The sequence below is a fragment of the Streptococcus sp. 21.1 genome, assembly GCF_016648635.1.
Lineage (GTDB): Bacteria > Bacillota > Bacilli > Lactobacillales > Streptococcaceae > Streptococcus.
Map to the genome: position 1 here is coordinate 1 of NZ_JACLQL010000008.1, position 26,555 is coordinate 26,555.

The following is a 26,555-nucleotide window of genomic DNA, read 5'->3' on the forward strand; positions in this document are numbered from 1 at the left end:
TTATTAAGTTATCTAAAAGAAAATAAATTTACATTGGATACATATTTAAATGAAATTGAAAATGAACTGAATAATGACGATAGTTTAATGTTGGGGATTTATGAAAAAGAACTAATAAGAATTGAAATTGAAAAAATAATCTTCCAAAATCAATTGACTTAAAACTAAGCTTATGAAACCTTTTGTAAAAGACTGTTTAGGTAAATGAGCCTCTAATTTGAGTAGAAGTCGAATTTTAAACTTGATATGGATTTGATACTACCACCTCCTCGAAATACCTTAATCTCTTTCCATGAATACCTTTGAATTTATATCTGACTTGTGGTATCATTTAATATGCTGAAAATTAAAGGAGCATTAAATGAACGATATAAAAAAGATATGCAATGCGACTAATTTAAAATACCTAGCTGTTGCACTTATGTTTTTGGACCAAATCTATCAGATGTTCGGGAGTATGTGGGCACCTATATGGTTGACGATGCTGGGACGTCTGGCTTTCCCAATTTTCCTCTTTCTTGCTGCTGATAGTTTTCACTATACACACGATCGTATGGCGTTTCTTAGGCGTCTGCTTTACATGAGTTGGTTTATGATCGTTGGCAACGCCATCATTGGTAGTATTTTTCATAATGGTAGTATAGGTTTAACCAATAATGCCTTCTCAACCTTCTTTATTACAGGGATTTTTATATGTTCTTGGGATTTGTTGGCTAAGGGGCTTCGCGATAAATCGAACAAGGAGTTAATTCAAGGGATTGGTGTCTTTCTCTTGCCAATTCTTTCATCTATTCCAGTTGTGATTCTTGCAGACATATTTGAAACGCCACATGCGAACCCACTCCTCGTGCAGATTGTTGCCTTTATCTTGTCACTAGTTCCAAGTATTATCATGGTTGAGGGTGGCTTTGTGATGGTTATTCTTGGTTTGCTATTCTATATCTTCCGAACCAATCGCATCGCTCAAATCATTGTTTTAGCTGTTATTTCAGTGATTGCCCATCTTTTTGACCCGACAGGTGTGCAGTGGATGATGGTTTTTGCTGCGATTCCTATGTATTTCTATAATGGTGAGCGTGGTAGTGGTAATAAGAATTTCTTCTATATTTTCTACCCAACCCATATTTATCTCTTGTGGATCCTAGCAAGTTTGTTTAGATAAAATGACAAAGACAGTTCTTGTGCTGTCTTTTTTCATGCTGAAAGTCCGTTTTTATAGTTTGTTTCCTGCTTCTAAAACTGCTATAATTTAAGGCGTAATAGAATCATGCGATAAGTAAATTGGAGGTATATCATGACAAAAGTAGCAGTAGTATTTGCGGACGGATTTGAAGAAATCGAAGCCTTGAGCCCAGTGGATGTCTTCCGCCGAGCAGGATTTGACTGTAGCATGCTTGGACTTGAAAATGGGTCAGTGACTGGCTCACATGGGATTCAAGTTGCGATGGATGGCGTATTTGATGGCAATTTTGCGGATTATGACTTGGTGGTCCTTCCTGGAGGTATGCCTGGATCAACTAATCTACGCGACAACGAAACTTTGATTGCCTCTCTTCAAGAGGCTGCAAAAGCTGGAAAATACGTTGCTGCCATTTGTGCTGCACCAATTGTTCTCGAACGTGCTGGTCTTCTTGAAGGGCGTAAATTCACATGTTTCCCTGGCGTAGAGGAACAAATTGCATCTGGCGAGCATCAAACTGACTTAGTTGTCGTGGATGGCAATATTGTCACTAGCCGTGGTGCCGGAACAGCATTAGCTTTTGCTTATGCCTTGGTTGATTTGTTGGGTGGCGATGGTCAGCAGTTGGCTCATACTATGGTTTACGACAGATTGTTTAAATAATGTTTTTTAGGGCTCTTGTTCAAGAACTCTAGCACCTCTTGTTAGGAATGTTGACAATTTATTTACCCCTATGAGATGATAGAGAACGTATCTAACAGAGGACCTAGTTATAGGCTGGAGAGACCTTAGCTTAATTTTATAAGCTTTGGTTTTTTCTTTTCTCCTTTGACATCCATCTTGAAAACGGTTATAATAATCACAAAATAACCTTTAAATGAGTCCAGAGAGGCTTGAAAGGTCGGACAGGTGAAAAAACAGGGTTCTCCTGTGATTTTTTGTGCGACCTTGCCATGTGGCGAGGTTTTTTTGATGACAGTTTGCAGTTTAGAAAGGGTTGTCATGATTTTAGTTGAAGATTTAACCATTGTAAGTCAGCGTGAGATTGCACCTCGTATTTTCGAGATGGTGCTTCAGGGAGAGATGGTTGCAGATATGCAGGTTGGGCAGTTCGTCCACCTCAAGGTGCCAGACCCAAGTAAGCTCCTTCGTCGTCCGATTTCCATTTCAGAGATTGACTACGACAAGAAAGAGGCAACCATTGTCTATCGTGTGGAGCGTGAGGGAACAGCCATTCTGTCTAAGATGGTAGCTGGTCAAACCATTGATACTATGGGCCCTCAGGGAAATGGTTTTGATATTTCCGTTGTCGATGCTGGGCAGAAAGCCCTCCTTGTTGGTGGAGGTATCGGTGTGCCACCTTTGGTTGAGACGGCTAAGCAGTTGAAGGCTAAAGGTGTTGAAGTTGTATCGGTAATTGGTTTTGCCAATAAGGATGCCGTCATCTTGGAGGACAAGCTCAGAGCTTGTGGTGATGTTTATGTGACCACTGATGACGGTTCATACGGTATCAAGGGTTACGTTTCGACAGTTATTGATGGTTTCGACTGGACCCCAGATGCCGTTTACAGTTGTGGAGCTCCAGGCATGCTTAAATATGTCGACAGCAAGTTTGAAAATCATCCTCATGCCTATGTTTCTATGGAAGCTCGCATGGCTTGTGGTATGGGTGCTTGCTATGCCTGTGTGGTTCACGTTAAAGGGGAGTCGGATGCTAAAAATCTTCGTGTTTGCGAGGAAGGGCCAGTCTTCCCTACTGGAAAAGTCATCGTCTAGGAGGTTACCATGTCAGAGACTAAATCAGAAAATCGTTTAGCTATTAGCCTTCCAGGGCTTGACTTGAAAAATCCTATTATCCCAGCCTCAGGTTGCTTTGGTTTTGGTCAAGAGTATGCCAAGTATTATGATTTGGACAAACTAGGTTCTATCATGATTAAGGCAACGACTGCCAACCCACGCTTCGGTAATCCAACACCCCGTGTGGCTGAGACACCATCAGGCATGCTTAATGCCATTGGACTGCAAAATCCAGGTGTTGATGCTGTCTTGTCTGAAAAACTTCCTTGGTTGCAGGAGCATTATCCTGAGCTACCAATCATTGCCAATGTGGCTGGATTTTCAAACGAAGAATATGCAGAAGTGTCTCATAAGATTTCCAAAGCCAGCAACGTCAAGGCTATCGAGCTTAATATCTCGTGTCCAAACGTGGACCATGGCAATAACGGCCTCCTCATCGGACAAGTCCCAGAGCTTGCCTATGCGGCAGTAAAAGCCAGCGTTTCTCACTCTGATGTGCCCGTCTATGTCAAACTGACACCAAGCGTGGCTGATATTACAAGTGTCGCTAAAGCAGTCGAAGATGCCGGTGCGACAGGTTTTACCATGATTAACACCTTGGTCGGAACACGCTATGACTTGGCGACTCGCAAACCTATCATTGCCAACGGTCAAGGTGGTATGTCAGGGCCAGCTGTCTTTCCAGTAGCCCTTAAACTTATCCGCCAAGTTGCTCTAGCGTCAGACCTTCCAATCATCGGTATGGGGGGTGTCGACAGTGCCGAAGCCGCTATCGAAATGTTTATCGCTGGTGCCTCAGCCATCGGTGTCGGAACAGCCAACTTCGCAGATCCCTATGCCTGCCCTAAAATCATTGACCGTCTCCCTGAAGTCATGGACAAGTACGGTATCACAACACTTGAAGACTTGCGTAAGGAAGTTCGAACAGACTTGTTGGGGAAATAGAATAAAAATAGCATTTTTAAGGAGTTTAACAAAGGTATAATTACTTTCATCCCCCTTTGACATTCCCTTATAAAAGCGCTATAATAGAACAAATTGAACTGAACCTTTAATCGAGTCCAGAGAGGCGAGAAAGGTGTACTGAGATGCTACGGCATCACTAAAGGGTAGGGACTGCCCTGTTTTCGTGCAACCTTCGCTGACTGGCGGAGGTTTTTTGTATGAAAGGATATAAGAAATGAGAGAAAATCGTCCTGTTATTGCCCTTGATTTCCCGACTTTTGAGGATGTGAAGGCATTCCTTGCTAAGTTTCCTGCTGATGAAAAGCTCTATGTGAAGATTGGTATGGAACTTTACTATGCGGCTGGTCCAGAGATTGTTCGCTATGTTAAAGATCTTGGCCATAGTGTTTTCCTTGACCTTAAGCTTCACGATATTCCAAATACTGTCAAATCTGCAATGCGTGTTTTGTCTAACCTTGGTGTTGATATGACAAATGTGCATGCGGCTGGTGGTGTGGAAATGATGAAGGCTGCACGTGAGGGCTTGGGTGATGGTCCAATCTTGATTGCTGTAACTCAGTTGACCTCTACCTCTGAAGAGCAGATGCATGATTTTCAAAATATCCAAACTACACTTCAAGAATCAGTGGTTCATTATGCTAAGAAGACTTCTGAAGCAGGTCTTGATGGTGTTGTTTGCTCAGCACACGAAGTCGCAAAAATCAAAGACGCAACAAATGAAGACTTCGTTTGTTTGACACCTGGTATTCGTCCAGCAGGAGCAGCGGCTGGTGACCAAAAACGTGTCATGACACCTGCCGATGCCCGTCAAATTGGTTCAGATTACATTGTTGTTGGTCGTCCAATTACACAAGCTGATAATCCAGTAGCAGCTTATCAAGACATCAAGGCTCAATGGATCGGTCAATAAATTTTCAAAAAGACCTTATTTCATAGGAAAATAGATGGAATTAGGTTATAATAAAGAGTAGAAAACGCTTTACGGAGGATAATAATTATGACATTAGCATCACAAATCGCATCTGACTTGCTTGATATCAAGGCTGTTTACCTTAAACCTGAAGAACCATTTACATGGGCATCAGGAATCAAATCACCAATCTACACAGACAACCGTATTACTTTGTCTTATCCAGAAACTCGTACACTTATCGAAAATGGTTTTGTGGAAAAAATTAAGGAAGAATTTCCTGAAGTAGAAGTGATTGCAGGTACTGCAACTGCTGGTATTCCTCATGGTGCGATTATCGCTGACAAGATGAACCTTCCATTTGCCTACATCCGTAGCAAACCAAAAGATCACGGTGCTGGTAACCAAATCGAAGGTCGTGTGGTTAAAGGCGAAAAAATGGTTGTTGTTGAAGACTTGATTTCAACTGGTGGTTCAGTACTTGATGCTGTAGCAGCTGCAGAGCGTGAAGGGGCTGATGTTATCGGTGTTGTGGCTATCTTTACTTACGAATTGCCAAAAGCTGAGAAAAACTTTGCGGATGCTGGTGTGAAATTGGTTACTCTTTCAAACTACACTGAGTTAATTAAAGTCGCTAAAGTTCAAGGTTACATCACAGCTGACGGACTTCAACTTTTGAAGAAATTCAAAGAAAATCAAGAAACTTGGCAAGACTAATTATCAAGATTTAAGGCGGAACGTTTTAGGCGTTTCGCTTTTTTTAGTATAATTTAGGAAAAGATAAGCAGGGAGAGTATATGATGACAATTAATGAGTGGTCAGATGCAACTACAATGGCTGAAGCCGTGCAAAATAAGACGGTCAGTCCCCGAGAACTAGTAAAGGATACTATAAGTGAAGCGGAGAGGACAAATACTAAAATCAATGCTATCGTCAGTCAACGTTACGAGAAAGCTTTAGAAGAAGCAGAAACTAGAGACTTTTCAGATAAACCTTTTGCTGGTGTCCCAATTTTCCTAAAGGATTTAGGTCAGGAGCAAGCTGGTGAGCCGTCAACAGCGGGTTCTCGCCTATTTACAAGTTATCGGGCTAAGGAAACGGATAACTATGTTAAGAAACTTGAGGAATTGGGCTTTATTATTTTAGGGCGTTCTAGCACTCCTGAGTTTGGCTTCAAAAATATCAGTGATGCTCAGATTCATGGTCCTGTCAATCTACCTGATGATGTGAGGCGTAATGCTGGTGGCTCAAGTGGCGGTGCGGCTGCTATTGTGAGCTCTGGCCTTTCTCCTTTGGCCCCAGCTAGTGACGGTGGGGGCTCTATTCGAATTCCAGCTTCCTTTAACGGCCTAATCGGTCTCAAGCCTACTAGAGGACGAATTCCTGTCGGTCCTGGTTCGTTTCGTGGATGGCAGGGAGCCTCTGTCCAGTTTGCTTTGACTAAGACTGTTCGTGATACAAAACGCTTGCTTTATCATATGCAGACGTGTCAGATGGAAAGTCCCTTTATCTTGCCCAAACTTGACAAAGATTCTTTAGGACAACCAGTCAGACCTTTGAAGATTGCTTTTTTGACTGTATCTCCTATCGGTGGTAAGGTATCAGAATCTGCTATTGCGGCGACAAAAAAGGCTGCTAGAGCATTAGAAAGTCTAGGACATCATGTCCATGAAATCACCCATCAGCCCTTGAATGGGATTGAAGCTATGCAGTCTTACTACATCATGAATAGTGTAGAGACGGCTGCCATGTTTGATGGTATAGAGGCTGGTTTGGGACGTCAGATGACGCTTGAAGATATGGAGTTAATGACTTGGGCTATTTTCCAATCTGGCCAAAAGATTCCTGCCAAAGTTTACTCTAAAGTCCTAACTCAGTGGGACCAGTATAGCCATCAGATGGCAGTCTTTCATGAAGCTTACGATATTCTTCTGACTCCTACAGTTGCGGATGTGGCACCTAAGCATGGGCAGTTTGCCCTCTCTGAAAGCCTACAGAACCAACTCAAGCATATGTCTGAGTTTGATTGGCCAAAACAACAAGAACTTATTTGGGATATGTTTGCGGATAGTTTAGATTGGACCCCTTTCACCCAACAAGCTAACCTGACGGGACAACCATCGATTTCTTTACCTGTCTATCGTGATGGGCAAGGGCTGTCCATTGGTGTTCAACTGACAGCTGCGAAGGGAAGAGAGGACCTCCTCTTACACTTGGCCCAACAAACGGAAGAAGGTTCGGTTTTTAGCTAGCTATACTCATTCTCGGTTCAATTTTTTGTAAAACCCTTTCAAATAGTGTAGTCTAAGATTATAAGTTTTTAACTTAACTTTATTATTTGTTTTAAGGAGACACACATAGATGAAAAAGAGATTTTTCGCCGTTTTTAGCTTAATTTTGGCTGCGGTCTTTTTGGTTGCTTGCTCGTCACAAAGTACAGGTGAGAAGAACTGGGAAAAGATTGAGAAACGTGGTAGCATCAAGGTTGCGACTGCTGGAACACTTTACCCACAAACCTACCACGATGATAAGAATAATTTGACTGGTTATGACGTTGAGATTCTCAAAGAAGTTGGAAAACGTCTTAAGTTGAAAATTGACTTTACGGAGATGGGCGTGGATGGCATGCTTACCGCTGTAAATAGTGGTCAAGTCGATATCGCTAACTACTCACTCGAAGACGACAACAAGAATGTTAAAAAATTCTTGCGTTCTGAACCATATAAGTATTCATTCACTTCAATGGTAGTTCGTGAATCAGATAACTCAGGAATTTCTTCATGGAAGGACCTCAAAGGCAAGAAAGCAGCTGGTGCTGCAAGTACTAAGTACATGAAGATTGCCAAAAAAATGGGTGCCGAACTCGTCGTATATGATAATGTTACTAATGACGTTTACATGCAAGACTTGGTAAATGGGCGTACAGACGTTATCGTCAACGATTACTATTTGCAAAAGATGGCAGTAGCCGCTATCAAAGACAAGTACCCAGTTAAGATCAACGACGGTATCTACAGTAACCCTTACTCAACAAGCTTTACTTTCTCATTGAAGAATAAAACCCTTCAAGAAAAGGTCAACAAAGCCATCAAAGACATGAAGAAAGATGGTACCCTTACCAAGATTTCAGAGAAATTCTTTGCTGGTCAAGATGTTACAAAGAAAACAAAAGTTGACTATACTGAGATTGATATCTCTGATGTTGAATAATATAAGCGATCCAATTGGATCGCTTATTTGCTAAAGAAATGTTTAGAAAGTTAGACTTATGATTATTGATTTTTCACTGATCCTAAAAAGCATTCCTTATGTCCTATCAGGTCTGCCTTATACCTTAGGAATCTCGCTTTTAAGCTTTATGGTTGGGAATGTTTTTGCTATCATCCTTGCCTTTATGCGAATGTCTCAAAAGCCTTGGTTAAAGTATCCAGCCCGCATTTATATCTCCATCATGCGTGGGGTTCCTATGTTGGTCGTGCTCTTCATTCTTTACTTTGGTTTGCCTTATGTTGGTGTTCAGCTACCTGCCCTTCTTTGTGCCTTTATTGGCTTCTCCTGTGTTAGTGCCGCTTATATGGCAGAGATTTTCCGTTCATCCATAGTTGCCGTAGATAAGGGGCAGTGGGAAGCAGCTCGCTCTCTTGGTCTTCCTCAGAAGTCTATTATCCGTCGGATTATCTTACCTCAGGCTATGCGTATAGCAGTAGCCCCTCTTGGTAATGTTATTATTGATATGGTTAAGAGTTCCTCATTGGCTGCTATGATTACAGTGCCTGACATTTTCCAAAATGCTAAGATTATCGGTGGGCGTGAGTATGACTACATGTCTATGTATATCCTAATCGCCCTTATTTACTGGACTTTGAGCTTTACTTTAGAACTGCTTGAAGGCTATCTTGAAAAACGTTTAGCTACCTATTGATTTTTGAAAAAATTGTTTGAATATCTAATAAAATATTGAAATTTATTTAATTCTAATCTTATAAATGTGGTATAATAAAAGCGATTTAAAAATCAGAAAGGTCTTTTGGAATGAAGAAGAAAACAGTCGTTGCAACGACACTATCAACCCTACTCGTCTCAACTGCCATCTTGGCTAATGCTGTCCAAGCTGACGAGGTAGAAACTCATGCAGCTGTAAAAGCACCAAGCACTGAAGTAGTAGCTACAGAGGCAACTACCAATGCGACATCTACTGTAGCAACAACTGCATCAAGCGAGTCTGCAGCTCCAGTAGCTAGTTCAACATCAGTTGTTACTGCTTCTACAGCTGAAACAAGCGAGACACCAGTTACCACAACCAGTGAAACAGCAACTGCAGCCGCAACTCCTACAACAGAAGTCGTGACAAATGCTAGCACAAGTGCCAGCAACGACACTGTAACTGTTCTTCACACCAACGATGTTCATGGTCGTATGGTTGAAGATGATCGTAACGGAGTTATTGGTGATGCCCTTTTGTCTGGTATCGTCAATGATTCTCGTTCAAAAGGAACAACCCTTGTCTTTGACTCTGGGGACTCATTCCAAGGTCTTCCAATCTCAAACAGCTCTAAGGGTGAGGACATGGCAAGCGTCATGAATGCTGTTGGTTTTGATGCCATGACAGTGGGGAACCATGAGTTCGACTTTGGTCTTGACCAATTGCGTCGTTTGAGCAAACAAACCAATTTCCCAATCATCACATCTAACGTTTATGTGGACGGCGTACGTCTTTTCCAACCATCTACAATCGTTGATAAAACACCTGGTGTTGATGGAGATGAAGTAGTTGTTATTGGTGTTACTACACCTGAGACAGCTACTAAGACACACCCACGTAATATCACTGGTGTCTCTTTCACCGATCCTATTACTGAGGTTAAAGCTGTTGTTGACCAAGTGGAATCAAATGCTCGTGCTGAAGGTAAGGAATACAAGACTTATATTGTCCTTAGTCACTTGGGTATAGATACAACAACTCCAGTTGAATGGCGTGGATCAACATTGGCAGAAGCTCTTTCAAACTATGCACCTTTGAAAGGAAAACGTGTTCTTGTCCTTGATGGTCACTCACACACTCTTCACACAGCGACATACGGCGATAATGTCACTTACAACCAAACTGGTAGCTACCTTAACAATGTCGGCCGCGTCGTTTATAATTCTGACCGTATCTTGTCACATGGCGTGATTTCACACGACGAAGCTAAGAAGAATTATCAAGTTAACCCAACAGTTAAAACTATGATTGATGACATCCAAGCTAAGTACAAGGCAGATTCTTCGAAAGTAGTTATCGAAAATAGTCCAGTTAAACTTAGTGGTGACCGTATGGATGTTCGTGTTCGCGAAACTAACCTTGGTAATGTTGTCGCTGATTCTCTCTTAGATTACGGACAATCAGCCTTCACACACAAGTCTAACCTTGCCGTAACAAACGGTGGTGGTCTTCGTGAAACAATTGCCAAAGACAAACCAATCACTAAAGGTGATATCATTGCCGTTCTTCCATTTGGTAACTCAGTTGCTCAAATTCAAGTGACAGGTCAAAATATCCATGATATGTTTGTCAAATCTCTTGGTTCTATTCTCCAAGTTGACGAAAGTGGTAAAACTGTTCTAGATGAAAATGGTCAACCTCTTCTTGAACCATCTGGCGGTTTCCTTCAAGTATCAGGAGCTCGTGTTTATTATGACACAACACTTCCAGCAGAAAAACGTATCTTATCAATTGACATTTTTGATCCAGAAACTGGTACCTATAAACCACTCAACTCTAATGAAACTTACTACCTTGTAACGAATGACTTCTTAGCTGCTGGTGGTGATGGCTACACAATGCTTGGTGGTCCTCGTGAAGAAGGTCCTTCAATGGATACCGTCTTTGCGGATTACTTGACACATGCAGACCTATCTAAGTATGCAGTTATCAATCCAAACTCACGTACCATTTCTATTTCAAGTGCTGATTTTGCTGCCTTGAACAAAAAAGAAAATGCAGAAGACCCTACACTTAATCCATTGAGTCCTGTTACGCCATCTAGCCTTGCTGAAGACCTTAAAACAACTAAACCAGTTGTATCTAAAGTAGTAACGACACCTAATGGTAAAGTATTCTTCGTTTCAACAAGAAACGAAGCACTTAAAGAAACAGAAAAAGTGGCAGAAGCTTCTGCTCAAACTGAAGTTCTTCCTACAACAGGTGACAAGGCCTCACACGCTGGACTCCTCGGACTTGGTATGTTGCTAACTCTCTTTGGACTTAGTGGAAAACACAAAGGTAAAGAGAAATACTAAGAAGTTTGCAGATAAAAAAAGAGTTAACCATTTGGCTAACTCTTTTTTGTTTTCTTGTTGTTGCTATGTGTTTTTCGATACTGGCTTGGTGTTTGGTCGTAATAGTGTTTAAATTGACGGTTGAAATTTGATAAATTGTTAAAACCAACATCAGTAGCAATTTCCAAAACTGGTTTAACACTATTACGGAGCTCTTCGCAAGCAGCATTAAGTCTTGCTTGATTGATAAATTCGGTACAAGAGGTACCAGTTTGTTGCTTAAAAATCGTCATAAAGTGAGTCTTACTATATCCCATGAGCTCTGACAACTTTTCAATCGTGAGATTTTCAGCATAATGTTGATTGATGTAATCAATGATTTCACGAATTTTATCATTTTTTCGATAATGATCATCAGAAGTTTTTCGCTTTACCAAACGATAGAAGTAGAGGAGGTAGATTAATTCTTCCAACTTTGACTTGAGAAGAAGTTCATAGTGACGATCTTTCTGACGAATCATCTTAAAAATCTCGAAGAGAAGTGCTTTAATTTCCGTATACCCCTCGTCTGATGGTCTTAGACATTGTTTAAACTTAAAATTGGAATTCTGTAAGGGCTGAAGATAACGGAGACTAAGCAGATCCACCAGAGACTGTCCCAACATATCCAAATGAAAATGAAGGGTATCAGTATGATGAGACTGATTATCTATGGGATGAATCGAATGAAGCTCATTAGGACATATCAAAAAAATATCTCCAGCCTGACTGTCAAAATAGTCATAATCAATATGATAGCGAGCTGTCCCCTCATAAACGTACTGTATTTCAAGCTCAGGATGCCAATGAAATAGAATATCAGGGCGTCCATTTTCGACCATAGTTTCCTCCAGTCGAAAAGGAAGCAGATTATCATCAAAATCTATCAAATGTTTAAAATCAGTATCAGTAGCTACTTGACTCATGATTAACCTTTCAAAATCATAGAATAATACCATGATAGCATTTTCTTTCTTAAAAAGCATGAGTCAATCGTCTTTATAGTATTGGTAGTTTTTTATTTACATAATTTTATTTCTGGAGTTATGTATGTAAAATAAAAAGATGACTAAGCATCCTTTTTACATAAATTTAGTTATGTTTATTTTCCTAGACAGAACTGACTAAAGAGTTGTGTAATGAGTTCATCTGGGGCGGCGTCACCAGTAATTTCTCCTAAAACTTCCCAGGTACGTGTCATATCAACCTGTAAGAGGTCAACAGGCATTCCTAATTCAAGACCTTGATTGACTGCTTCAAGACTTTCGAGAGCTTTTTCAATGAGTGAAATGTGACGGGCATTTGAGAGATAAGTAGCATCTTTCTCCACTAGGCCAGCATTATCAAAGAAGAGCTGATTGATGCGATCTTCGATTTTGTCAATATTTTCATTCTTGAGGACCGAAATTGGAATGATATCTTCGGGAAGCTCTTCCATTTGGATTGCCTGTGGTAGGTCTGTCTTATTTAGAAGAATGATGCGATTGCTATTTTTACTGATTTCTAGTAATGTACGGTCTTGCTCTGTTAACGGTTCGGAGCTATTAAGCACAAGGAGAACCAGGTCAGCCTCTTCGAGAGCTTTCTTAGAACGCTCAACACCAATCTTTTCAACCACATCATCTGTGTCACGGATACCAGCAGTATCGATTAACTTAAGTGGAACACCCTTGATATTAACGTATTCTTCAATGACATCACGGGTGGTACCTTCAATGTCTGTTACGATAGCTTTCTCCTCGCGTAGGAGATTGTTAAGAAGACTAGATTTTCCGACATTTGGACGACCAATGATTGCCGTTGAAAGGCCTTCTCGTAGGATTTTTCCTCGTTTAGCAGTGGCAAGAAGATTTTCTAAAAGTGCTTGGAACTCTTGCGTTTTTTCACGGACAAGAGCTGTGGTGACTTCTTCAACATCATCATATTCTGGGTAATCAATATTCACTTCGACTTGAGCCAAGGTGTTAAGGATTTCTTGGCGAGTGTTGTTAATGAGATCCTTGAGCGACCCATCAAGTTGAGAGACGGCAACGGCCATAGCCTTATCAGTTTTAGCACGAATCAAATCCATAACAGCTTCGGCCTGAGTCAAGTCCACACGACCATTCAAAAAGGCACGTTTGGTGAATTCTCCAGGTTCAGCCATACGAGCTCCAGAACGAATAAGGAGTTGGAGGATTTCATTAGTCACAGCAACCCCACCGTGAGTGTTGATCTCCACGACATCCTCACGCGTAAAGGTCTTTGGTGCACGCATAACACTTACCATGACTTCATCAATGGTTTCCTCATTTTCGACAATATGGCCGTAATTGATAGTATGTGAAGTAACTGATTCTAGATTTTTTCCTTTGAAAACTTTATTAGCAATGGCGATAGCATCGGTCCCAGATAAGCGAACGATACCGATAGCACCTTCACCTAAGGGCGTTGAAATGGCAGTAATCGTATCAAATTCTTTGGTAATTGACATAGTTATTCCTTTGGATTTTTTCTGTATAAGTTTTAAAATGATTTAATTTCATTGTAACGCAAAAGAGCAGTAGTCGCAAGGATTGGTGCTGATAAAGCCAAGAAAAAAGAGCCTGAGCTCTTTTCTTTATTTATGGCGTTCAAAGTATAATTTGGTTTCTTTAATGATGTTTGGTGAAAGGACTAGGAGGGCAATCAAGTTAGGCAATGCCATCAAGCCGTTTACGATATCCGCAATTTTCCAAACAACATCAAGTGTGAGGTAACCACCAAGAGCAACCATAACCACAAAAATGAGGCGGTAGAGTGGAAGGAATTTAGTTGATTTGAAAATGAATTCGAAACAACGTTCACCGTAGTAAGACCAACCCAAGATTGTTGTAAAGGCAAAGAGAACTAAAGAAAGTGTTAAAGCAATTTCACCAAATGTACCAAAAACAGAAGAGAAGGCGGCTTGTGTCATTGGGGCACCTTCTAGGCTACCTGACCATTGACCAGTTACAAGGATAGCAAGACCTGTAAGTGTACAGATGATAATCGTATCAATGAAAGTACCTGTCATCGAAATCAAACCTTGTTCAACAGGTTCTTCGGTCTTAGCGGCAGCGGCAGCGATAGGAGCTGATCCAAGACCTGACTCATTTGAGAAGACACCACGCGCAATACCAAGACGCATAGCGACCATGACTGTTGCACCAGCAAAACCACCAACGGCTGCTTTACCAGTAAAGGCAGATTGGAAGACCATTTCAAGGACTGGAAGAAGCTGATTAAAGTTAGTAAAGATAACCACAAGAGCTGCTAGGATATAAAGTCCAGCCATAAATGGTACGACCTTTTCAGAAACTTTAGAGATAGATTGGATACCACCAAAAATGATGGCAGCAGTTATAAGAGCAAGTAAGATACTTACGATTTTTGGTGACCAGTCAAAGCTGTTTTGAAGTGAGGCGGTGATTGAGTTAACTTGAGAGAAAGTACCAATCCCCAACCATGCAACTAGGACACCTGCAAAGGCAAAGAAGTAGGCCAAAGGTTTAGCAATTGTTTGCCATTTCCCAGAGAAACCGTGTGTGATGTAATACATTGGACCACCAGAAACATTACCTTGGTCGTCAAGTGTACGGAATTTAATAGCCAAAAGACCTTCGGAATATTTGGTTGCCATACCAAAGAAAGCGGCAATCCACATCCAGAAAAGGGCACCAGGTCCACCAGTTTTGATGGCTGTAGCTACCCCAACAATGTTACCTGTACCAACAGTTGCAGCAAGAGCTGTCGCAAGGGCTGCAAAACTAGAAATATCACCTTCCCCTTTATCTTCAGCAAAGATAAGTTTAAAAGCTTTAGGAAGACGAAGAACTTGCAAAAGTCCAAGACGAAGCGTTAGGTAAATCCCAGTTCCTACAAGAAGGACCAAAAGGGGTGGACCCCAGACAAAATCATCAATGGTAGTAAAAAAGTCTAACATAAATGTAACAATCTCCTTTAACCGAGACGTCAAAAAAGAGGTTTGGCTTAACCAGACCTCTGAGAATACAAAGCTATTACTACAAGTAAATAAACTTGCGATGCTTTCTGTCCTTTTACCTGAGAGTTTCGGTTGTTACCCCTTGCCCCTTCGGTGTCTTGTTTACAGCTAAGGCTGCTTCAAGATCTCTCCAGAAGTCCGTCAATCACCAGTCTTCCTGATGACATCACTCGGTTTTTATTTTATTGTGGTTCTATCTTATCGAAAAAACCGAACAGTGTCAACACTAATTTTCATCAAAACTATAAAAAACCGAATATTACACTTAAGAATGCCTTTCACCAAAACCTAGAAAAGCTTGGAATAACAATCATTTTAAGCAAACAACCTCCCAATAAAAACAAACGATTATTTGCTAAAGTTATTTCACACTCATTATGAATAGAGTCTGCATTTTCATCCAAAAAATGATAAAATAGTAGAGCTTATTTTTGAGAATGGAGAATATGATGAACCCATTATTAACTGGTATGAATGACAAACAGGCTGAAGCCGTCCAAACGACTGAAGGTCCTTTGTTGATTATGGCTGGTGCAGGATCAGGGAAGACACGTGTACTTACCCACCGCATTGCCTACCTTATCGACGAAAAAATGATTAATCCTTGGAATATTTTGGCCATTACCTTTACCAATAAGGCAGCTCGTGAGATGCGTGAGCGTGCTATGGCTTTAAACCCAGCAACTTCAGAAACCTTGATTGCGACCTTCCATAGTATGTGCGTGCGAATCCTTCGTCGTGAAGCGGACCATATTGGCTACAATCGAAACTTTACTATCGTGGATCCTGGTGAACAACGTACTTTGATGAAACGAATTCTCAAGAATCTTAATCTTGATCCTAAGAAGTGGAATGAACGTGCTATTTTAGGAACCATTTCCAACGCAAAAAATGACCTCTTGGATGAAGTGGCTTATGAGCACCAAGCTGGTGACATGTATACTCAAATCGTTGCTAAATGTTACAAAGCCTATCAGGAAGAGCTCCGTCGTAGTGAAGCCATGGATTTCGACGATTTGATTATGATGACTCTGCGTCTCTTTGATAAAAATCCCGATGTGCTCGCTTATTATCAGCAGCGTTATCAGTATATTCACGTGGATGAATATCAAGATACCAACCATGCTCAGTATCAGTTGGTAAAACTCTTAGCATCTCGCTTCAAGAATATCTGTGTCGTGGGTGATGCTGACCAATCAATCTACGGTTGGCGTGGGGCTGACATGCAGAACATCCTTGATTTTGAGAAGGACTATCCTGAAGCTAAGGTTGTCCTCTTGGAGGAAAACTACCGTTCAACCAAGAAAATTCTCCAAGCAGCCAACGAAGTTATCAAGAACAACCGTAACCGCCGTCCTAAGAAACTTTGGACTCAAAATGATGACGGTGAACAAATTGTTTATTACCGTGCTAATGACGAGCGTGATGAAGCTGTTTTTGTTGCTTCAACTATTGATAACATTATTCGTGAAGAAGGTAAGAACTTCAAGGATTTCGCTGTACTTTACCGTACTAATGCTCAGTCTCGTACCATTGAAGAAGCTTTACTCAAGTCTAATATTCCTTATACCATGGTTGGAGGAACCAAGTTCTATAGCCGTAAAGAAATTCGTGATGTCATTTCTTACTTGAACTTGATTGCCAACCCTGCGGATAATATTAGCTTTGAACGTGTCGTTAATGAACCTAAACGTGGAGTTGGACCTGGGACACTAGAAAAGATTCGTACCTTTGCCTATGAGCAAAACATGAGTCTCCTAGATGCTTCAGCTAATATTATGTTATCACCGATTAAGGGGAAAGCAGCTCAGGGCGTTTACGATTTTGCTAACATGATTCTGAACCTACGTGATCAGCTAGATGGACTAAGTATCACTGAAGCTGTAGAGGCTGTTTTGGATAAGTCTGGTTATCTGGATGCTCTTTCGATGCAACAAACACTTGAAAGTCAAGCGCGCATTGAAAATATCGAAGAATTCATGTCTGTTACTAAGAATTTTGACGAAACCAACACCGATGGTACGGAAGACGAGACAGGAATTGACCGTTTAGGCCGTTTCTTAAACGATTTAGCTTTAATTGCTGATACGGACGATGGTGATATGGAAGCAGCAGAAGTAACCCTGATGACTCTCCATGCTGCCAAAGGGCTTGAATTCCCAGTTGTCTTCCTAATTGGTATGGAAGAGGGAGTTTTCCCTTTGTCACGTGCCTCAGAAGAGCCAGATGAACTCGAAGAAGAGCGTCGTTTGGCTTACGTAGGTATCACTCGGGCAGAAGAGATTCTTTTCCTTACCAACGCTAATACGCGTACTCTTTTTGGTAAGACTAGCTATAATCGTCCTAGCCGTTTCTTACGTGAAATTTCAGATGATTTATTACAATATCAAGGTCTAGCACGTCCAGCCAATTCATCATTTGGTGTTCGTTTTACAAAGGAAGAGCCGATACAATTTGGTCAGGGCATGAGTTTACAACAAGCGCTTCAGACCAGAAAAGCAAATGCACAACCGCAAAGACATACTGGCGCTCAGCCATTTTCAAAAGCTACTGGGGGACTACCTTTTGGCAAGACTTCAGACTCTGGTAACTCAGTTACTGACTGGGAAATTGGAGATATCGCCCACCACAAGAAATGGGGAGATGGTACCGTCCTAGAAGTAACTGGAAGTGGCAAGACACAAGAACTTAAGATAAAATTCCCAGAAGTTGGACTAAAAAAAGTTTTGGCAAGCGTAGCACCTATTGAGAAGAAATAGAAAGGGACCGAAAGGTCCTTTTTATAAGCCCTCCCTATCACATTGATAAAAAATTTCTATTAGACAGCTAGCTTTTCTGGGTGTAGAATGAAGTCAACTTTTGTTTTGGAGGACACCCATATGTCACGAGAATTTTCATTTGAAACCTTACAATTACACGCTGGACAAACACCTGACAAGGAAACAAAATCACGTGCTGTTCCAATTTACCAAACCACTTCATATGTTTTTGACGACGCTCAAGAAGGTGAAGATCTCTTTGCCCTTAGAAAGCCTGGTAATATTTACACACGTATTACCAATCCAACAGTAGCAGTACTTGAAGAACGTATTGCAGCCCTCGAAAGTGGTGTTGGTGCCTTGGCTACAGCATCAGGTATGGCTGCAATCACCTATGCTATCCTTGGTTTGGCACATGCTGGCGATCATGTTGTTGCCGCAACAACCCTTTATGGTGGGACATTCAATCTCTTAAAAGAAACTCTTCCACGCTATGGTATCACAACAACTTTTGTAGATGTTGACAATCCTGAAGAAATTGAAGCTGCTATCAAAAATAATACCAAGCTTGTCTTGATTGAGTCTTTGGGAAATCCGCTTATCAATATTCCTGATTTTGAAAAAATTGCTGAGATTGCTCACAGTCATAAGATTCCATTGGTTGCTGACAATACTTTTGGAACTCCATATCTCATCAATGTTATCTCCCATGGAGTAGATATCGTGGTTCATTCTGCAACTAAATTTATCGGTGGACATGGAACAACTATTGGAGGTCTTATCGTCGATTCTGGTAAATTTGACTGGGAAGCTTCAGGCAAATTCCCACAGTTGGTTGACGAGGATCCATCTTACCACAATATCAGCTATACGCGTGATGTTGGTCCAGCAGCATTTGTAACTGCCCTTCGTACACAACTTTTGCGTGACACAGGGGCTGCCTTGGCACCTTTCAATGCTTTCTTGCTCTTGCAAGGACTTGAAACACTTTCACTTCGTGTCGAACGCCACGTCGAAAATACTAAAAAAATCGTAGACTTTTTAGAAAATCATCCAAAAGTTGAAAAAGTTAACTATCCTGGATTACCATCAAGTCCTTACTATGATTTGGCACAAAAATACTTCCCTAAAGGACCAGGCTCTATTTTCACTTTCCATGTTAAAGGTGGACAAGACGAAGCACGTACCGTAATTGATAATCTTGAAATCTTCTCAGATTTAGCTAACGTTGCTGATGCAAAATCTTTGGTGGTGCACCCTGCAACAACAACTCACCAACAATTGGCAGAAGCTGATTTACTAGCTTGTGGCGTCACTCCAAATCAAATTCGTCTCTCAGTTGGTTTGGAAAACGCAGATGATTTGATTGAAGATTTAAAACTAGCTCTTGATAAAATTTAAGTATTTCGATACTAAATAATTTAACCAGCTCTTTAGCTGGTTTTTTGTTATACTATCCCTATGAAATTTGTTTTTGATTTGGATGGAACCCTATGTTTTGATGGTATGACCATGTCAAAAGACTTACAAAAGGTTCTTTTAACTGCACCAAAATACGGTCATGAAATTATTTTTGCAACAGCACGCTCTTACAGAGACTGTCTTAGTATTTTAGAGGGAGAATTGAGAAAGCTGACAGTAGTTGGCTTAAACGGTGGTGAAGTCTTCCAAGATGAACACTTAGTATCACAATACACAATACCTTCTCCTGCTCTAAGAACGATTGTTAGCTACTGTGATACTTATAATCTCCCTTATTTTATTGATGATACCTTTAATTATGCTATTCAAAATCCTGAGCAAATCCCTTTTCTTTCAAATGTTGATCCATTAAACAAAGCAAGTATTTTGCCTGTTCATGAACTTAATGAGCCTATCAAAGTTGTTATGCCACTTGTAGAGCATGAGGATATACGTGAAGACCTTATCTTTAATCTAAACAAACTGGAAGGTTTAGACCTTAGTTATCATGATATCGAAAGGTGTCTTTACATTAATCCTAAAGGTGTGACCAAGGCTAGTACTGTTTTAAACCACTTTGGTAAAGACTTTGTAGCTTTTGGAAATGATCAAAATGATATTTCTCTTTTCAAAAATGCTATATATGGAGTGCAAATTGGTGATTATCCCTACCTAAAAAACTTTGCGGATGAGGTTATTCCTGCAATTAATGCAGTTATTGCTGAAAAAATTAGACTACTGTTTGAAAAATTCTAAACAAATGCTTAGGCTTATTGCTATATTTACAGTACAATAGTAAAAAAAGTATTGGAGGACTAACATGCCAACATTTATTGGAAAACCAGTTACAGTAGCAGAAGACAAACAACTTCAAGTTGGAGATACCTTGCGTGACTTTAACTTGACCACAACAGATTTGACGAAAAAATCACTTTCAGAATTCGATGGAAAGAAAAAAGTTATCTCTATCGTTCCATCAATCGATACTGGAATCTGTTCAACTCAAACACGTACCTTTAACAAGGAATTGTCAGAATTAGACGATACAGTAGTTATTACTATTTCAGTGGACCTACCATTTGCACAAGCTCGTTGGTGTGGTGCTGAAGGACTTGAAAATGCCATCATGCTTTCTGACTACTATGATAATAGTTTCGGTAAAGATTATGGTGTCCTCATTGAAGAGTGGCACTTGTTAGCGCGTGCAGTTTTAGTGGCAGATGCTGACAATAAGATTACTTATGTCGAATATTTGGACAATATCAATACTGATCCAAACTATGAAGCAGCAGTAGCAGCGGTTAAAAGCTTATAAAATAAGGCTCAGGTCTCTTTTTTATTTTTCCTTTCTTACAGTTTTTACTTGCAAAAGTATTAGCTTCTTGCTATTATTGTATAGCAATACTCAATATGGATAGTAAAATATAAAAAAGGAGATTCAATGTCTGAAAAAGAAAGACCTCAACTGATTATCGATTACGAAGCTAATACAGACAAACTTGTTCGTTTAGGCGATGTTGTCGATCAATTTAAAGGAAAAGCTGTCCCTGCTAAGGCAGAACCTGGCGAATTCGCTGTCATTAATCTATCGGATATGACACCCAACGGCATTGCCTACGATGACCTTAAAACGTTTTCTGAGGAACGCCGTAAACTTTTACGATTTCTCTTAGAAGATGGAGATGTTCTTATTGCTTCTAAGGGAACTGTACAAAAAGTTGCTGTTTTCGAAGATCAGGGCAAGCGAGAAGTTGTCGCCTCATCAAATATCACAGTATTACGACCTAAGGAAAAACTCCGTGGTTTCTACATCAAGTTTTTCCTTGAGACAGAGATTGGTCGTGCCTATTTAGACTATGCTGATAAGGGAAAGGCTGTCCTAAATTTATCGACGGCTGACCTCTTGGATATCAAAATTCCTGAGATACCAATTGTGAAGCAAGATTATCAAATTGCTGCCTACTTGCGTGGGCGTGCTGATTACCACCGTAAGATGGTGAGGGCAGAGCAGGAGTGGGAAAATATCCAGCATAATGTCACAGAAGCTTTATTTGGAAATTAATCAAAAGCCAGCAAACTAAGATTTGTTGGTTTTTTTTTCATTATTCTCGTGTATAATGGAAGTAGTAAATATGTTATTAGGAGGTCATTATGACTACCAACACTATAGATTTATCACAACCTGTTGCAACAATCATTAAAGAGCATCCAGAGGTTAAGGATTTACTGATTGACCTTGGTTTTAAGCCCTTGTCTAACCCTGCTATGCTAAATACTGTCGGTAAGGTAACCAATCTAAAAGCTGGCTCCAAGTTAGCTAATATTCCCCTAGATAAAATCAAGAAAACCTTACTATTCAATGGTTATGATGTCATCGGAGACTAATATGGAAAACAATCGTATTCAAATACTCAAAGAAATTCTCCTTGATTTACACCAGGGAGCCAGTCCTGAGAGTGTTCAAGAGCGCTTCAATCAACACTTCAAGGGAGTATCTGCCCTTGAAATCTCTATGATGGAGCATGAACTTATGGCATCTGAAGATGGAGTTACCTTTGAAGATGTGATGAGCCTTTGTAATGTCCACGCTAACCTCTTTAAAGGAGCTATTGCAGATGTGGAGGTGGCAGACGCTGATCAAGAGGGCCACCCTGTCTATGTCTTTAAACAAGAGAATTTAGCCCTACGTTCAGCTATCCTACGTATTCGACGTATCATCGAAAACATTAGTAAGCCTGAAAATGAAGATTTCAAATCTGACCTACTCAATGGGCTTAGACATCAGATGTCTTTATTGGGACAATTTCATAACCATTACACACGTAAAGAAAAGCTCTTCTTTCCAATAATGGAGCGTTATGGTCATGATTCTCCTCCAAAGGTTATGTGGGGTGTAGACGATGACATCCGAAAACTCTTTCGAGATGCAGAAGCTAAACTCCAGGAACTTCCATATGCTGATTTAGATGAATTTTCAAAGTCCTTTGAAGCTTTCTCGGAAGAATTTGAAGCCATGATTTTCAAGGAAGAGGCTATCTTACTGATGATTCTGCTTGAAACCTTCACACAAGATGATTGGCTTTCGATTGCCGAAGAAAGCGATGCCTATGGCTATGCAATAATAAAACCTACAGCAGTCTGGAAACCTAAGCGTGAACGTTTTGAGGAGGTAAATACTGATACATCGCAAGAACAATCTGAACTAAGTAGTGACGAACATCTGGACAATACCCGAATTATTGATACCCCAGAAGGACAATTTACCATCAGCTTCACCCCAAAACCAAAAACTGAAACTGTCGTAGATAGAGAAACAACGCAACCTTTTGGCAATGGTTATCTTTCTGTGGAGCAGGCCAATCTCATCCTCAATCATCTTCCTTTGGAAATCACTTTCGTTAATAAAGACGATATCTTCCAATACTATAATGATAATGTTCCCGCCAATGAAATGGTTTTTAAACGAACACCTAGCCAAATTGGACGAAACGTTGAACTTTGCCATCCGCCAAAAGTACTTGATAAGGTCAAGAAAATCTTTGAATTACTAAGAAGTGGAGAGCGTGACCAAGTTCCAATGTGGTTCAAATCTGAACGTTTAGGAAAATTCGTCTATGTTACCTATGCAGCTGTCAGGGATGACAAGGGAGACTTTCAAGGTGTCCTAGAGTATGTGCAAGATATTCAACCTTTCTTTGAACTAGAAAGCGATCTTAAAAGAGATATTGATTAAAAAGCTAGCAGTCCTGCGACTGCTTATGACTATAATCCGTAAGAGGTTAGAGACTTTGCTCTCTGCCTCTTTATGTTTCTACCTAGCTCTTTAGGATTGCTTTTGATATAATTAAAAGTATGATTTCAGGAATTATTAATCTAAAAAAAGAGGCTGGAATGACCAGTCATGATGCTGTATTTAAACTACGCAAAATATTACAAGAGAAAAAAATTGGACATGGTGGTACCCTTGATCCAGATGTTACTGGTGTCCTACCTATAGCAGTTGGAAAAGCGACTCGTGTCATTGAATACATGACTGAAGCAGGGAAGGTCTATGAGGGAGAAATTACCATTGGCTTTTCGACAACTACCGAGGATGCTGGTGGAGAAATCGTCCAAACTACCCCAGTAACTGAGCTAGATGAAGAAACTGTTGACAAAGCAATGGCTAGTTTTGAGGGAGAAATCACACAAATTCCCCCTATGTACTCAGCAGTTAAGGTCAACGGAAAGAAACTTTATGAGTACGCACGCGCTGGAGAAGAAGTAGAACGTCCACAACGTCAAGTGACCATTACCGAATTTGTCCGTACCTCACCCATCGAGCTAGAAAACGACACTGCGAGATTCAGCTTCCGTGTTGCTTGTAGCAAAGGAACTTATGTCCGTACCTTATCTGTTGATTTGGGTGCTAAACTCGGCTACGCGAGTCATATGTCTGCTCTTCGTCGAACAGCCTCAGCTGGTTTAACCTTAGATAAGGCACTAACTCTCTCTCAAATTTCAGAAATGGTAGAAGCAGGGAATACGTCCTTCCTCCTTCCTATTGAATTCGGTGTTCAGGATCTGCCAGCAGTACAAGTCACTGAAGATGATGCTAAAGAAATCTCATTTGGTCGCTTTATTACTATCGATAGCCAAGAACCCTTGGTTGCGGCCTTTTTAGGAGACAAAGTTCTAGCCATCATGGAAAAGAGAAATCAAGTTTATAAACCTAGAAAAGTATTAAGTCAATGAAAATAACTTCTATTAACGATTATAAAGATATCCATCAGGAAAAGGATACAGTCCTTGTCTTAGGCTATTTCGATGCGCTTCATCGTGGTCATAAGGTCCTTTTTGATAAGGCGCGCCAGATTGCTGACGACAAACAGCTTGAAGTAGCTGTCCTTACCTTTAATGAAAGTCCTCAACTGACTTTTCAACGGTTTACGGATGATCTCCTTCTGCATATTACAGCACCTCAAAGGCGTTGTGATCTTTTTAAAGCCTATGGCACTGATCAGCTTTATTTAACAGATTTCAATAGTGATTTTGCTCGAACAAGTTCAGACGATTTCATTGCTCGTTATATTAAACGTCTAAAAGCCCAAGAGGTTGTTGTGGGCTTTGATTACAAATTTGGACATCATCGAACAGATGCGGACTATCTAGCCCGTAATTTTTCTGGTAATGTTCATGTCATTGAGGAGCAACAAAGCGATGGTGAAAAGATTTCGTCAACACGTGTGCGTCAATTAATACGAGAAGGCAAGGTTAAAGAAGCCAATAATCTCCTTGGCCATGAATTCTCTACACGTGGCATCGTGGTGCATGGTGATGCCCGTGGACGTACCATTGGTTTTCCAACAGCAAATTTAGCACCTATTGATAGGACTTTTCTACCAGCTGATGGTGTCTATGTCGCCGATGTTGTAATTGATGGCAAACGCTATCGTTCCATGACTAGCCTAGGAAAAAACGTTACCTTTGGGGGAACAGAACTCCGTCTTGAAGCCAATATCTTTGATTTTGAAGGCGATATTTATGGAAAGACAATTGAAGTTTTTTGGCTGGATTATATCCGTGATATGATTAAGTTCAATAATATCGATGAACTATGTGCTCAACTGGAGGCTGATAAAAAAATCGCGGAAAAATTTTAAGAAAGCGTAGCCAAAACTAATCAAATAATGTATAATGATTAGGAATGTTAAAGTGAAAGGGGTGTTTGCGTGGTAACTTTATTTTTATCACCTAGCTGCACTAGCTGTAGGAAAGCACGAGCCTGGTTGACCAATCATGAAGTTGCTTTTGACGAACACAATATTATCACGAGCCCATTAACTCACGATGAGTTAATGAAGATTTTGTCTTACACGGAAAATGGTACTGAAGATATCATTTCAACTCGTTCAAAAGTCTTTCAGAAGCTGAATATCGATGTGGATGATTTGACCATCAAGGAACTCATTCAATTGATTTCTGAATACCCAAATCTTCTTCGTCGACCTATCATTATGGACACCAAACGCATGCAAATTGGTTTCAACGAAGATGAAATTCGTGCCTTTTTGCCTCGTGATTATAGAAAGCAAGAATTGCGCCAAGCGACCATTCGAGCTGAAATTGAGGGTAACAATGACTAAAGGAAATTATTCCTACCCACTCGATCCATCATGGAGCACTGAGGAAATTACCACAGTGCTTCATTTTTTGAGTCAGGTAGAAAAAGCATACGAGAGCAAGGTTGACCGTGACCAACTCTTGCAAGCCTATAAGGCATTCAAAACCGTTGTTCCAGGCAAAGCGCCTGAAAAACAACTAGACAAGGCCTTTGAAGAAGCTAGCGGTTTTTCAACCTATCAAGCTGTCAAAGCTGCTAAAGCAAAAGATAAAGGATTTGTATCACTTGGAAAATAAACTGATTTTCGCCAAAGAAATCATCAAAGAAGCCGGTGCTTTTATTAAAGAAAGTTTAAGTAAAACTATCACGGTCGAAGAAAAGACGGCTTTTGATGATTTAGTAACTAATATTGACAAACAAACACAAGATTTACTCGTGGCACGTATTAAATCCTCCTTCCCTTCAGACAATATTTTTGCTGAAGAAAATGGCTTGGTTCATAATATCAAAGATGGAAATGTCTGGGTCTTGGATCCTATTGATGGAACGGTCAATTTTATTGTCCAACAAGATAATTTTTGTGTTATGATTGCCTACTATGAAGAGGGGCAAGGAAAATTTGGCCTCATTTACAACGTCATGGCTGATCAACTTTTCTATGGTGGTGGCCAGTTTGATGTGTATTGTAATGACAAGTTGCTTCCAGCATATAAAAACCGACCTTTAGACCGTTGCCTAGTCGCTAGCAATGGAGCTATGTATGCTAAAAATTTTCACGGCTTAAAAGACCTTATTGATAAGACCTTGGGCGTTCGTGTCTACGGTGGTGCTGGTTTAAGCATGTCAAAAGTCCTATCTGGTCAAATTTTAGCTTACTTTTCAGTTATTTACCCATGGGACTATGCCGCAGCAAGTATTATGGGAGAAAAATTGGGTTATCACCTTGAGACCATTACTGGAGAACCACTGGATTATTCTAGTCGTCAAGCTGTGATGCTGGTCCCTAAAGACAGACTTGAAGAGATCAAGCATATTATGGGCTCAGAAAATTAATTTGAAACATAAAACCATACTGGACA

25 protein-coding genes and 1 riboswitch are annotated in these 26,555 nt (G+C 40.4%); of the genes, 22 read left to right on the top strand and 3 right to left on the bottom strand.

The window, feature by feature from the left end; genetic code table 11:
- Window positions 1-361 precede the first annotated feature (361 nt).
- The 10 genes from H7U01_RS06795 (at window position 362) to nt5e (ending at window position 11,132) form a co-directional block, all read left to right on the top strand.
- Window positions 362-1,162 (top strand): TraX family protein, encoded by an 801-nt coding sequence (locus tag H7U01_RS06795; protein WP_201041328.1) that lies wholly within the window; start codon window positions 362-364, stop codon window positions 1,160-1,162.
- Window positions 1,163-1,294: 132 nt separating this feature from the next.
- Window positions 1,295-1,843, top strand: coding sequence for a DJ-1 family glyoxalase III (locus H7U01_RS06800; RefSeq protein ID WP_201041329.1), 549 nt, complete (start codon window positions 1,295-1,297; stop codon window positions 1,841-1,843).
- A gap of 339 nt (window positions 1,844-2,182) precedes the next feature.
- The gene (locus tag H7U01_RS06805) at window positions 2,183-2,956 is read left to right on the top strand and encodes a dihydroorotate dehydrogenase electron transfer subunit (RefSeq protein WP_070438571.1); all 774 of its coding nucleotides are present in this window, start codon (window positions 2,183-2,185) and stop codon (window positions 2,954-2,956) included.
- Window positions 2,957-2,965: 9 nt separating this feature from the next.
- Window positions 2,966-3,922, top strand: coding sequence for a dihydroorotate dehydrogenase (locus H7U01_RS06810; RefSeq protein WP_201041330.1), 957 nt, complete (start codon window positions 2,966-2,968; stop codon window positions 3,920-3,922).
- Between the two features lie 235 nt (window positions 3,923-4,157).
- Entirely contained in the window at window positions 4,158-4,853 is a 696-nt protein-coding gene (pyrF, locus tag H7U01_RS06815) for an orotidine-5'-phosphate decarboxylase (RefSeq protein WP_201041331.1), read from the top strand.
- Window positions 4,854-4,940: 87 nt separating this feature from the next.
- The gene (pyrE, locus tag H7U01_RS06820; protein WP_004182503.1) at window positions 4,941-5,570 is read left to right on the top strand and encodes an orotate phosphoribosyltransferase; all 630 of its coding nucleotides are present in this window, start codon (window positions 4,941-4,943) and stop codon (window positions 5,568-5,570) included.
- 83 nt (window positions 5,571-5,653) lie between these two features.
- Window positions 5,654-7,105, top strand: a complete 1,452-nt coding sequence (locus H7U01_RS06825) for an amidase (protein ID WP_201041364.1) — start codon at window positions 5,654-5,656, stop codon at window positions 7,103-7,105.
- 109 nt (window positions 7,106-7,214) lie between these two features.
- Window positions 7,215-8,063, top strand: coding sequence for a transporter substrate-binding domain-containing protein (locus H7U01_RS06830; RefSeq protein ID WP_049553698.1), 849 nt, complete (start codon window positions 7,215-7,217; stop codon window positions 8,061-8,063).
- 58 nt (window positions 8,064-8,121) lie between these two features.
- Window positions 8,122-8,775 (top strand): amino acid ABC transporter permease, encoded by a 654-nt coding sequence (locus H7U01_RS06835; RefSeq protein ID WP_002890981.1) that lies wholly within the window; start codon window positions 8,122-8,124, stop codon window positions 8,773-8,775.
- Window positions 8,776-8,885: 110 nt separating this feature from the next.
- Window positions 8,886-11,132 (top strand): cell surface ecto-5'-nucleotidase Nt5e, encoded by a 2,247-nt coding sequence (nt5e, locus tag H7U01_RS06840; RefSeq protein WP_201041332.1) that lies wholly within the window; start codon window positions 8,886-8,888, stop codon window positions 11,130-11,132.
- A gap of 35 nt (window positions 11,133-11,167) precedes the next feature.
- Here the strand turns inward: nt5e and H7U01_RS06845 are convergent, their stop codons facing one another.
- From H7U01_RS06845 to H7U01_RS06855, 3 genes are all read right to left on the bottom strand, one after another.
- Window positions 11,168-12,109, bottom strand: a complete 942-nt coding sequence (locus tag H7U01_RS06845; protein ID WP_201041365.1) for an AraC family transcriptional regulator — start codon at window positions 12,107-12,109, stop codon at window positions 11,168-11,170.
- A gap of 143 nt (window positions 12,110-12,252) precedes the next feature.
- Window positions 12,253-13,623 (bottom strand): tRNA uridine-5-carboxymethylaminomethyl(34) synthesis GTPase MnmE, encoded by a 1,371-nt coding sequence (mnmE, locus tag H7U01_RS06850; RefSeq protein WP_002890978.1) that lies wholly within the window; start codon window positions 13,621-13,623, stop codon window positions 12,253-12,255.
- Window positions 13,624-13,749: 126 nt separating this feature from the next.
- On the bottom strand, window positions 13,750-15,093 hold the full coding sequence (locus tag H7U01_RS06855) for an alanine/glycine:cation symporter family protein (RefSeq protein WP_080612016.1): 1,344 nt from the start codon (window positions 15,091-15,093) through the stop codon (window positions 13,750-13,752).
- Between the two features lie 97 nt (window positions 15,094-15,190).
- A riboswitch (glycine riboswitch) is annotated at window positions 15,191-15,297 on the bottom strand.
- Between the two features lie 305 nt (window positions 15,298-15,602).
- Here H7U01_RS06855 and pcrA point away from each other — a divergent pair.
- The 12 genes from pcrA (at window position 15,603) to H7U01_RS06915 (ending at window position 26,529) form a co-directional block, all read left to right on the top strand.
- A complete protein-coding gene (gene pcrA, locus H7U01_RS06860; protein WP_201041333.1) occupies window positions 15,603-17,912 on the top strand; it encodes a DNA helicase PcrA in 2,310 nt (769 codons plus the stop codon).
- Window positions 17,913-18,032: 120 nt separating this feature from the next.
- Window positions 18,033-19,313, top strand: a complete 1,281-nt coding sequence (locus H7U01_RS06865) for an O-acetylhomoserine aminocarboxypropyltransferase/cysteine synthase family protein (RefSeq protein WP_203171159.1) — start codon at window positions 18,033-18,035, stop codon at window positions 19,311-19,313.
- 60 nt (window positions 19,314-19,373) lie between these two features.
- Window positions 19,374-20,129, top strand: a complete 756-nt coding sequence (locus H7U01_RS06870; RefSeq protein WP_201041334.1) for an HAD hydrolase family protein — start codon at window positions 19,374-19,376, stop codon at window positions 20,127-20,129.
- Between the two features lie 64 nt (window positions 20,130-20,193).
- A complete protein-coding gene (gene tpx / locus H7U01_RS06875; protein ID WP_064524427.1) occupies window positions 20,194-20,688 on the top strand; it encodes a thiol peroxidase in 495 nt (164 codons plus the stop codon).
- Window positions 20,689-20,814: 126 nt separating this feature from the next.
- Window positions 20,815-21,435 carry a restriction endonuclease subunit S gene (locus tag H7U01_RS06880; RefSeq protein ID WP_064524430.1) on the top strand — a complete coding sequence of 207 codons (621 nt, stop codon included), beginning with the start codon at window positions 20,815-20,817 and terminating at the stop codon, window positions 21,433-21,435.
- A gap of 89 nt (window positions 21,436-21,524) precedes the next feature.
- Window positions 21,525-21,758 (top strand): DUF1858 domain-containing protein, encoded by a 234-nt coding sequence (locus H7U01_RS06885; protein WP_073688381.1) that lies wholly within the window; start codon window positions 21,525-21,527, stop codon window positions 21,756-21,758.
- 1 nt (window position 21,759) lies between these two features.
- A complete protein-coding gene (locus H7U01_RS06890; protein WP_201041335.1) occupies window positions 21,760-23,106 on the top strand; it encodes a DUF438 domain-containing protein in 1,347 nt (448 codons plus the stop codon).
- A gap of 119 nt (window positions 23,107-23,225) precedes the next feature.
- The gene (gene truB, locus H7U01_RS06895; protein ID WP_073687713.1) at window positions 23,226-24,107 is read left to right on the top strand and encodes a tRNA pseudouridine(55) synthase TruB; all 882 of its coding nucleotides are present in this window, start codon (window positions 23,226-23,228) and stop codon (window positions 24,105-24,107) included.
- Window positions 24,104-25,015, top strand: a complete 912-nt coding sequence (locus H7U01_RS06900; RefSeq protein ID WP_201041336.1) for a bifunctional riboflavin kinase/FAD synthetase — start codon at window positions 24,104-24,106, stop codon at window positions 25,013-25,015. The genes truB and H7U01_RS06900 overlap by 4 nt, the downstream gene beginning before the upstream one ends.
- Before the next feature lie 69 nt (window positions 25,016-25,084).
- A complete protein-coding gene (locus H7U01_RS06905; protein WP_002890965.1) occupies window positions 25,085-25,498 on the top strand; it encodes a Spx/MgsR family RNA polymerase-binding regulatory protein in 414 nt (137 codons plus the stop codon).
- Entirely contained in the window at window positions 25,491-25,772 is a 282-nt protein-coding gene (locus H7U01_RS06910) for a UPF0223 family protein (protein WP_004182521.1), read from the top strand. Before H7U01_RS06905 ends, H7U01_RS06910 begins: the two co-directional genes overlap by 8 nt.
- Window positions 25,762-26,529 (top strand): inositol monophosphatase family protein, encoded by a 768-nt coding sequence (locus H7U01_RS06915; protein WP_073689717.1) that lies wholly within the window; start codon window positions 25,762-25,764, stop codon window positions 26,527-26,529. Before H7U01_RS06910 ends, H7U01_RS06915 begins: the two co-directional genes overlap by 11 nt.
- Window positions 26,530-26,555: the final 26 nt, after the last annotated feature.

What these genes read in the sequence shown, in the direction of transcription:
- pyrE (WP_004182503.1), top strand. Translation starts at nt 4,941, where the DNA reads ATGACATTAGCATCACAAATCGCATCTGACTTGCTTGATATCAAGGCT.
- H7U01_RS06795 (WP_201041328.1), top strand. Translation starts at nt 362, where the DNA reads ATGAACGATATAAAAAAGATATGCAATGCGACTAATTTAAAATACCTA.
- H7U01_RS06900 (WP_201041336.1), top strand. Translation starts at nt 24,104, where the DNA reads ATGAAAATAACTTCTATTAACGATTATAAAGATATCCATCAGGAAAAG.
- nt5e (WP_201041332.1), top strand. Translation starts at nt 8,886, where the DNA reads ATGAAGAAGAAAACAGTCGTTGCAACGACACTATCAACCCTACTCGTC.
- H7U01_RS06890 (WP_201041335.1), top strand. Translation starts at nt 21,760, where the DNA reads ATGGAAAACAATCGTATTCAAATACTCAAAGAAATTCTCCTTGATTTA.
- H7U01_RS06800 (WP_201041329.1), top strand. Translation starts at nt 1,295, where the DNA reads ATGACAAAAGTAGCAGTAGTATTTGCGGACGGATTTGAAGAAATCGAA.
- H7U01_RS06835 (WP_002890981.1), top strand. Translation starts at nt 8,122, where the DNA reads ATGATTATTGATTTTTCACTGATCCTAAAAAGCATTCCTTATGTCCTA.
- pcrA (WP_201041333.1), top strand. Translation starts at nt 15,603, where the DNA reads ATGAACCCATTATTAACTGGTATGAATGACAAACAGGCTGAAGCCGTC.
- H7U01_RS06810 (WP_201041330.1), top strand. Translation starts at nt 2,966, where the DNA reads ATGTCAGAGACTAAATCAGAAAATCGTTTAGCTATTAGCCTTCCAGGG.
- H7U01_RS06845 (WP_201041365.1), bottom strand. Translation starts at nt 12,109, where the DNA reads ATGGTATTATTCTATGATTTTGAAAGGTTAATCATGAGTCAAGTAGCT.
- H7U01_RS06880 (WP_064524430.1), top strand. Translation starts at nt 20,815, where the DNA reads ATGTCTGAAAAAGAAAGACCTCAACTGATTATCGATTACGAAGCTAAT.
- H7U01_RS06865 (WP_203171159.1), top strand. Translation starts at nt 18,033, where the DNA reads ATGTCACGAGAATTTTCATTTGAAACCTTACAATTACACGCTGGACAA.
- tpx (WP_064524427.1), top strand. Translation starts at nt 20,194, where the DNA reads ATGCCAACATTTATTGGAAAACCAGTTACAGTAGCAGAAGACAAACAA.
- H7U01_RS06870 (WP_201041334.1), top strand. Translation starts at nt 19,374, where the DNA reads ATGAAATTTGTTTTTGATTTGGATGGAACCCTATGTTTTGATGGTATG.
- H7U01_RS06830 (WP_049553698.1), top strand. Translation starts at nt 7,215, where the DNA reads ATGAAAAAGAGATTTTTCGCCGTTTTTAGCTTAATTTTGGCTGCGGTC.
- pyrF (WP_201041331.1), top strand. Translation starts at nt 4,158, where the DNA reads ATGAGAGAAAATCGTCCTGTTATTGCCCTTGATTTCCCGACTTTTGAG.
- truB (WP_073687713.1), top strand. Translation starts at nt 23,226, where the DNA reads ATGATTTCAGGAATTATTAATCTAAAAAAAGAGGCTGGAATGACCAGT.
- mnmE (WP_002890978.1), bottom strand. Translation starts at nt 13,623, where the DNA reads ATGTCAATTACCAAAGAATTTGATACGATTACTGCCATTTCAACGCCC.
- H7U01_RS06825 (WP_201041364.1), top strand. Translation starts at nt 5,654, where the DNA reads ATGACAATTAATGAGTGGTCAGATGCAACTACAATGGCTGAAGCCGTG.
- H7U01_RS06910 (WP_004182521.1), top strand. Translation starts at nt 25,491, where the DNA reads ATGACTAAAGGAAATTATTCCTACCCACTCGATCCATCATGGAGCACT.
- H7U01_RS06885 (WP_073688381.1), top strand. Translation starts at nt 21,525, where the DNA reads ATGACTACCAACACTATAGATTTATCACAACCTGTTGCAACAATCATT.
- H7U01_RS06855 (WP_080612016.1), bottom strand. Translation starts at nt 15,093, where the DNA reads ATGTTAGACTTTTTTACTACCATTGATGATTTTGTCTGGGGTCCACCC.
- H7U01_RS06805 (WP_070438571.1), top strand. Translation starts at nt 2,183, where the DNA reads ATGATTTTAGTTGAAGATTTAACCATTGTAAGTCAGCGTGAGATTGCA.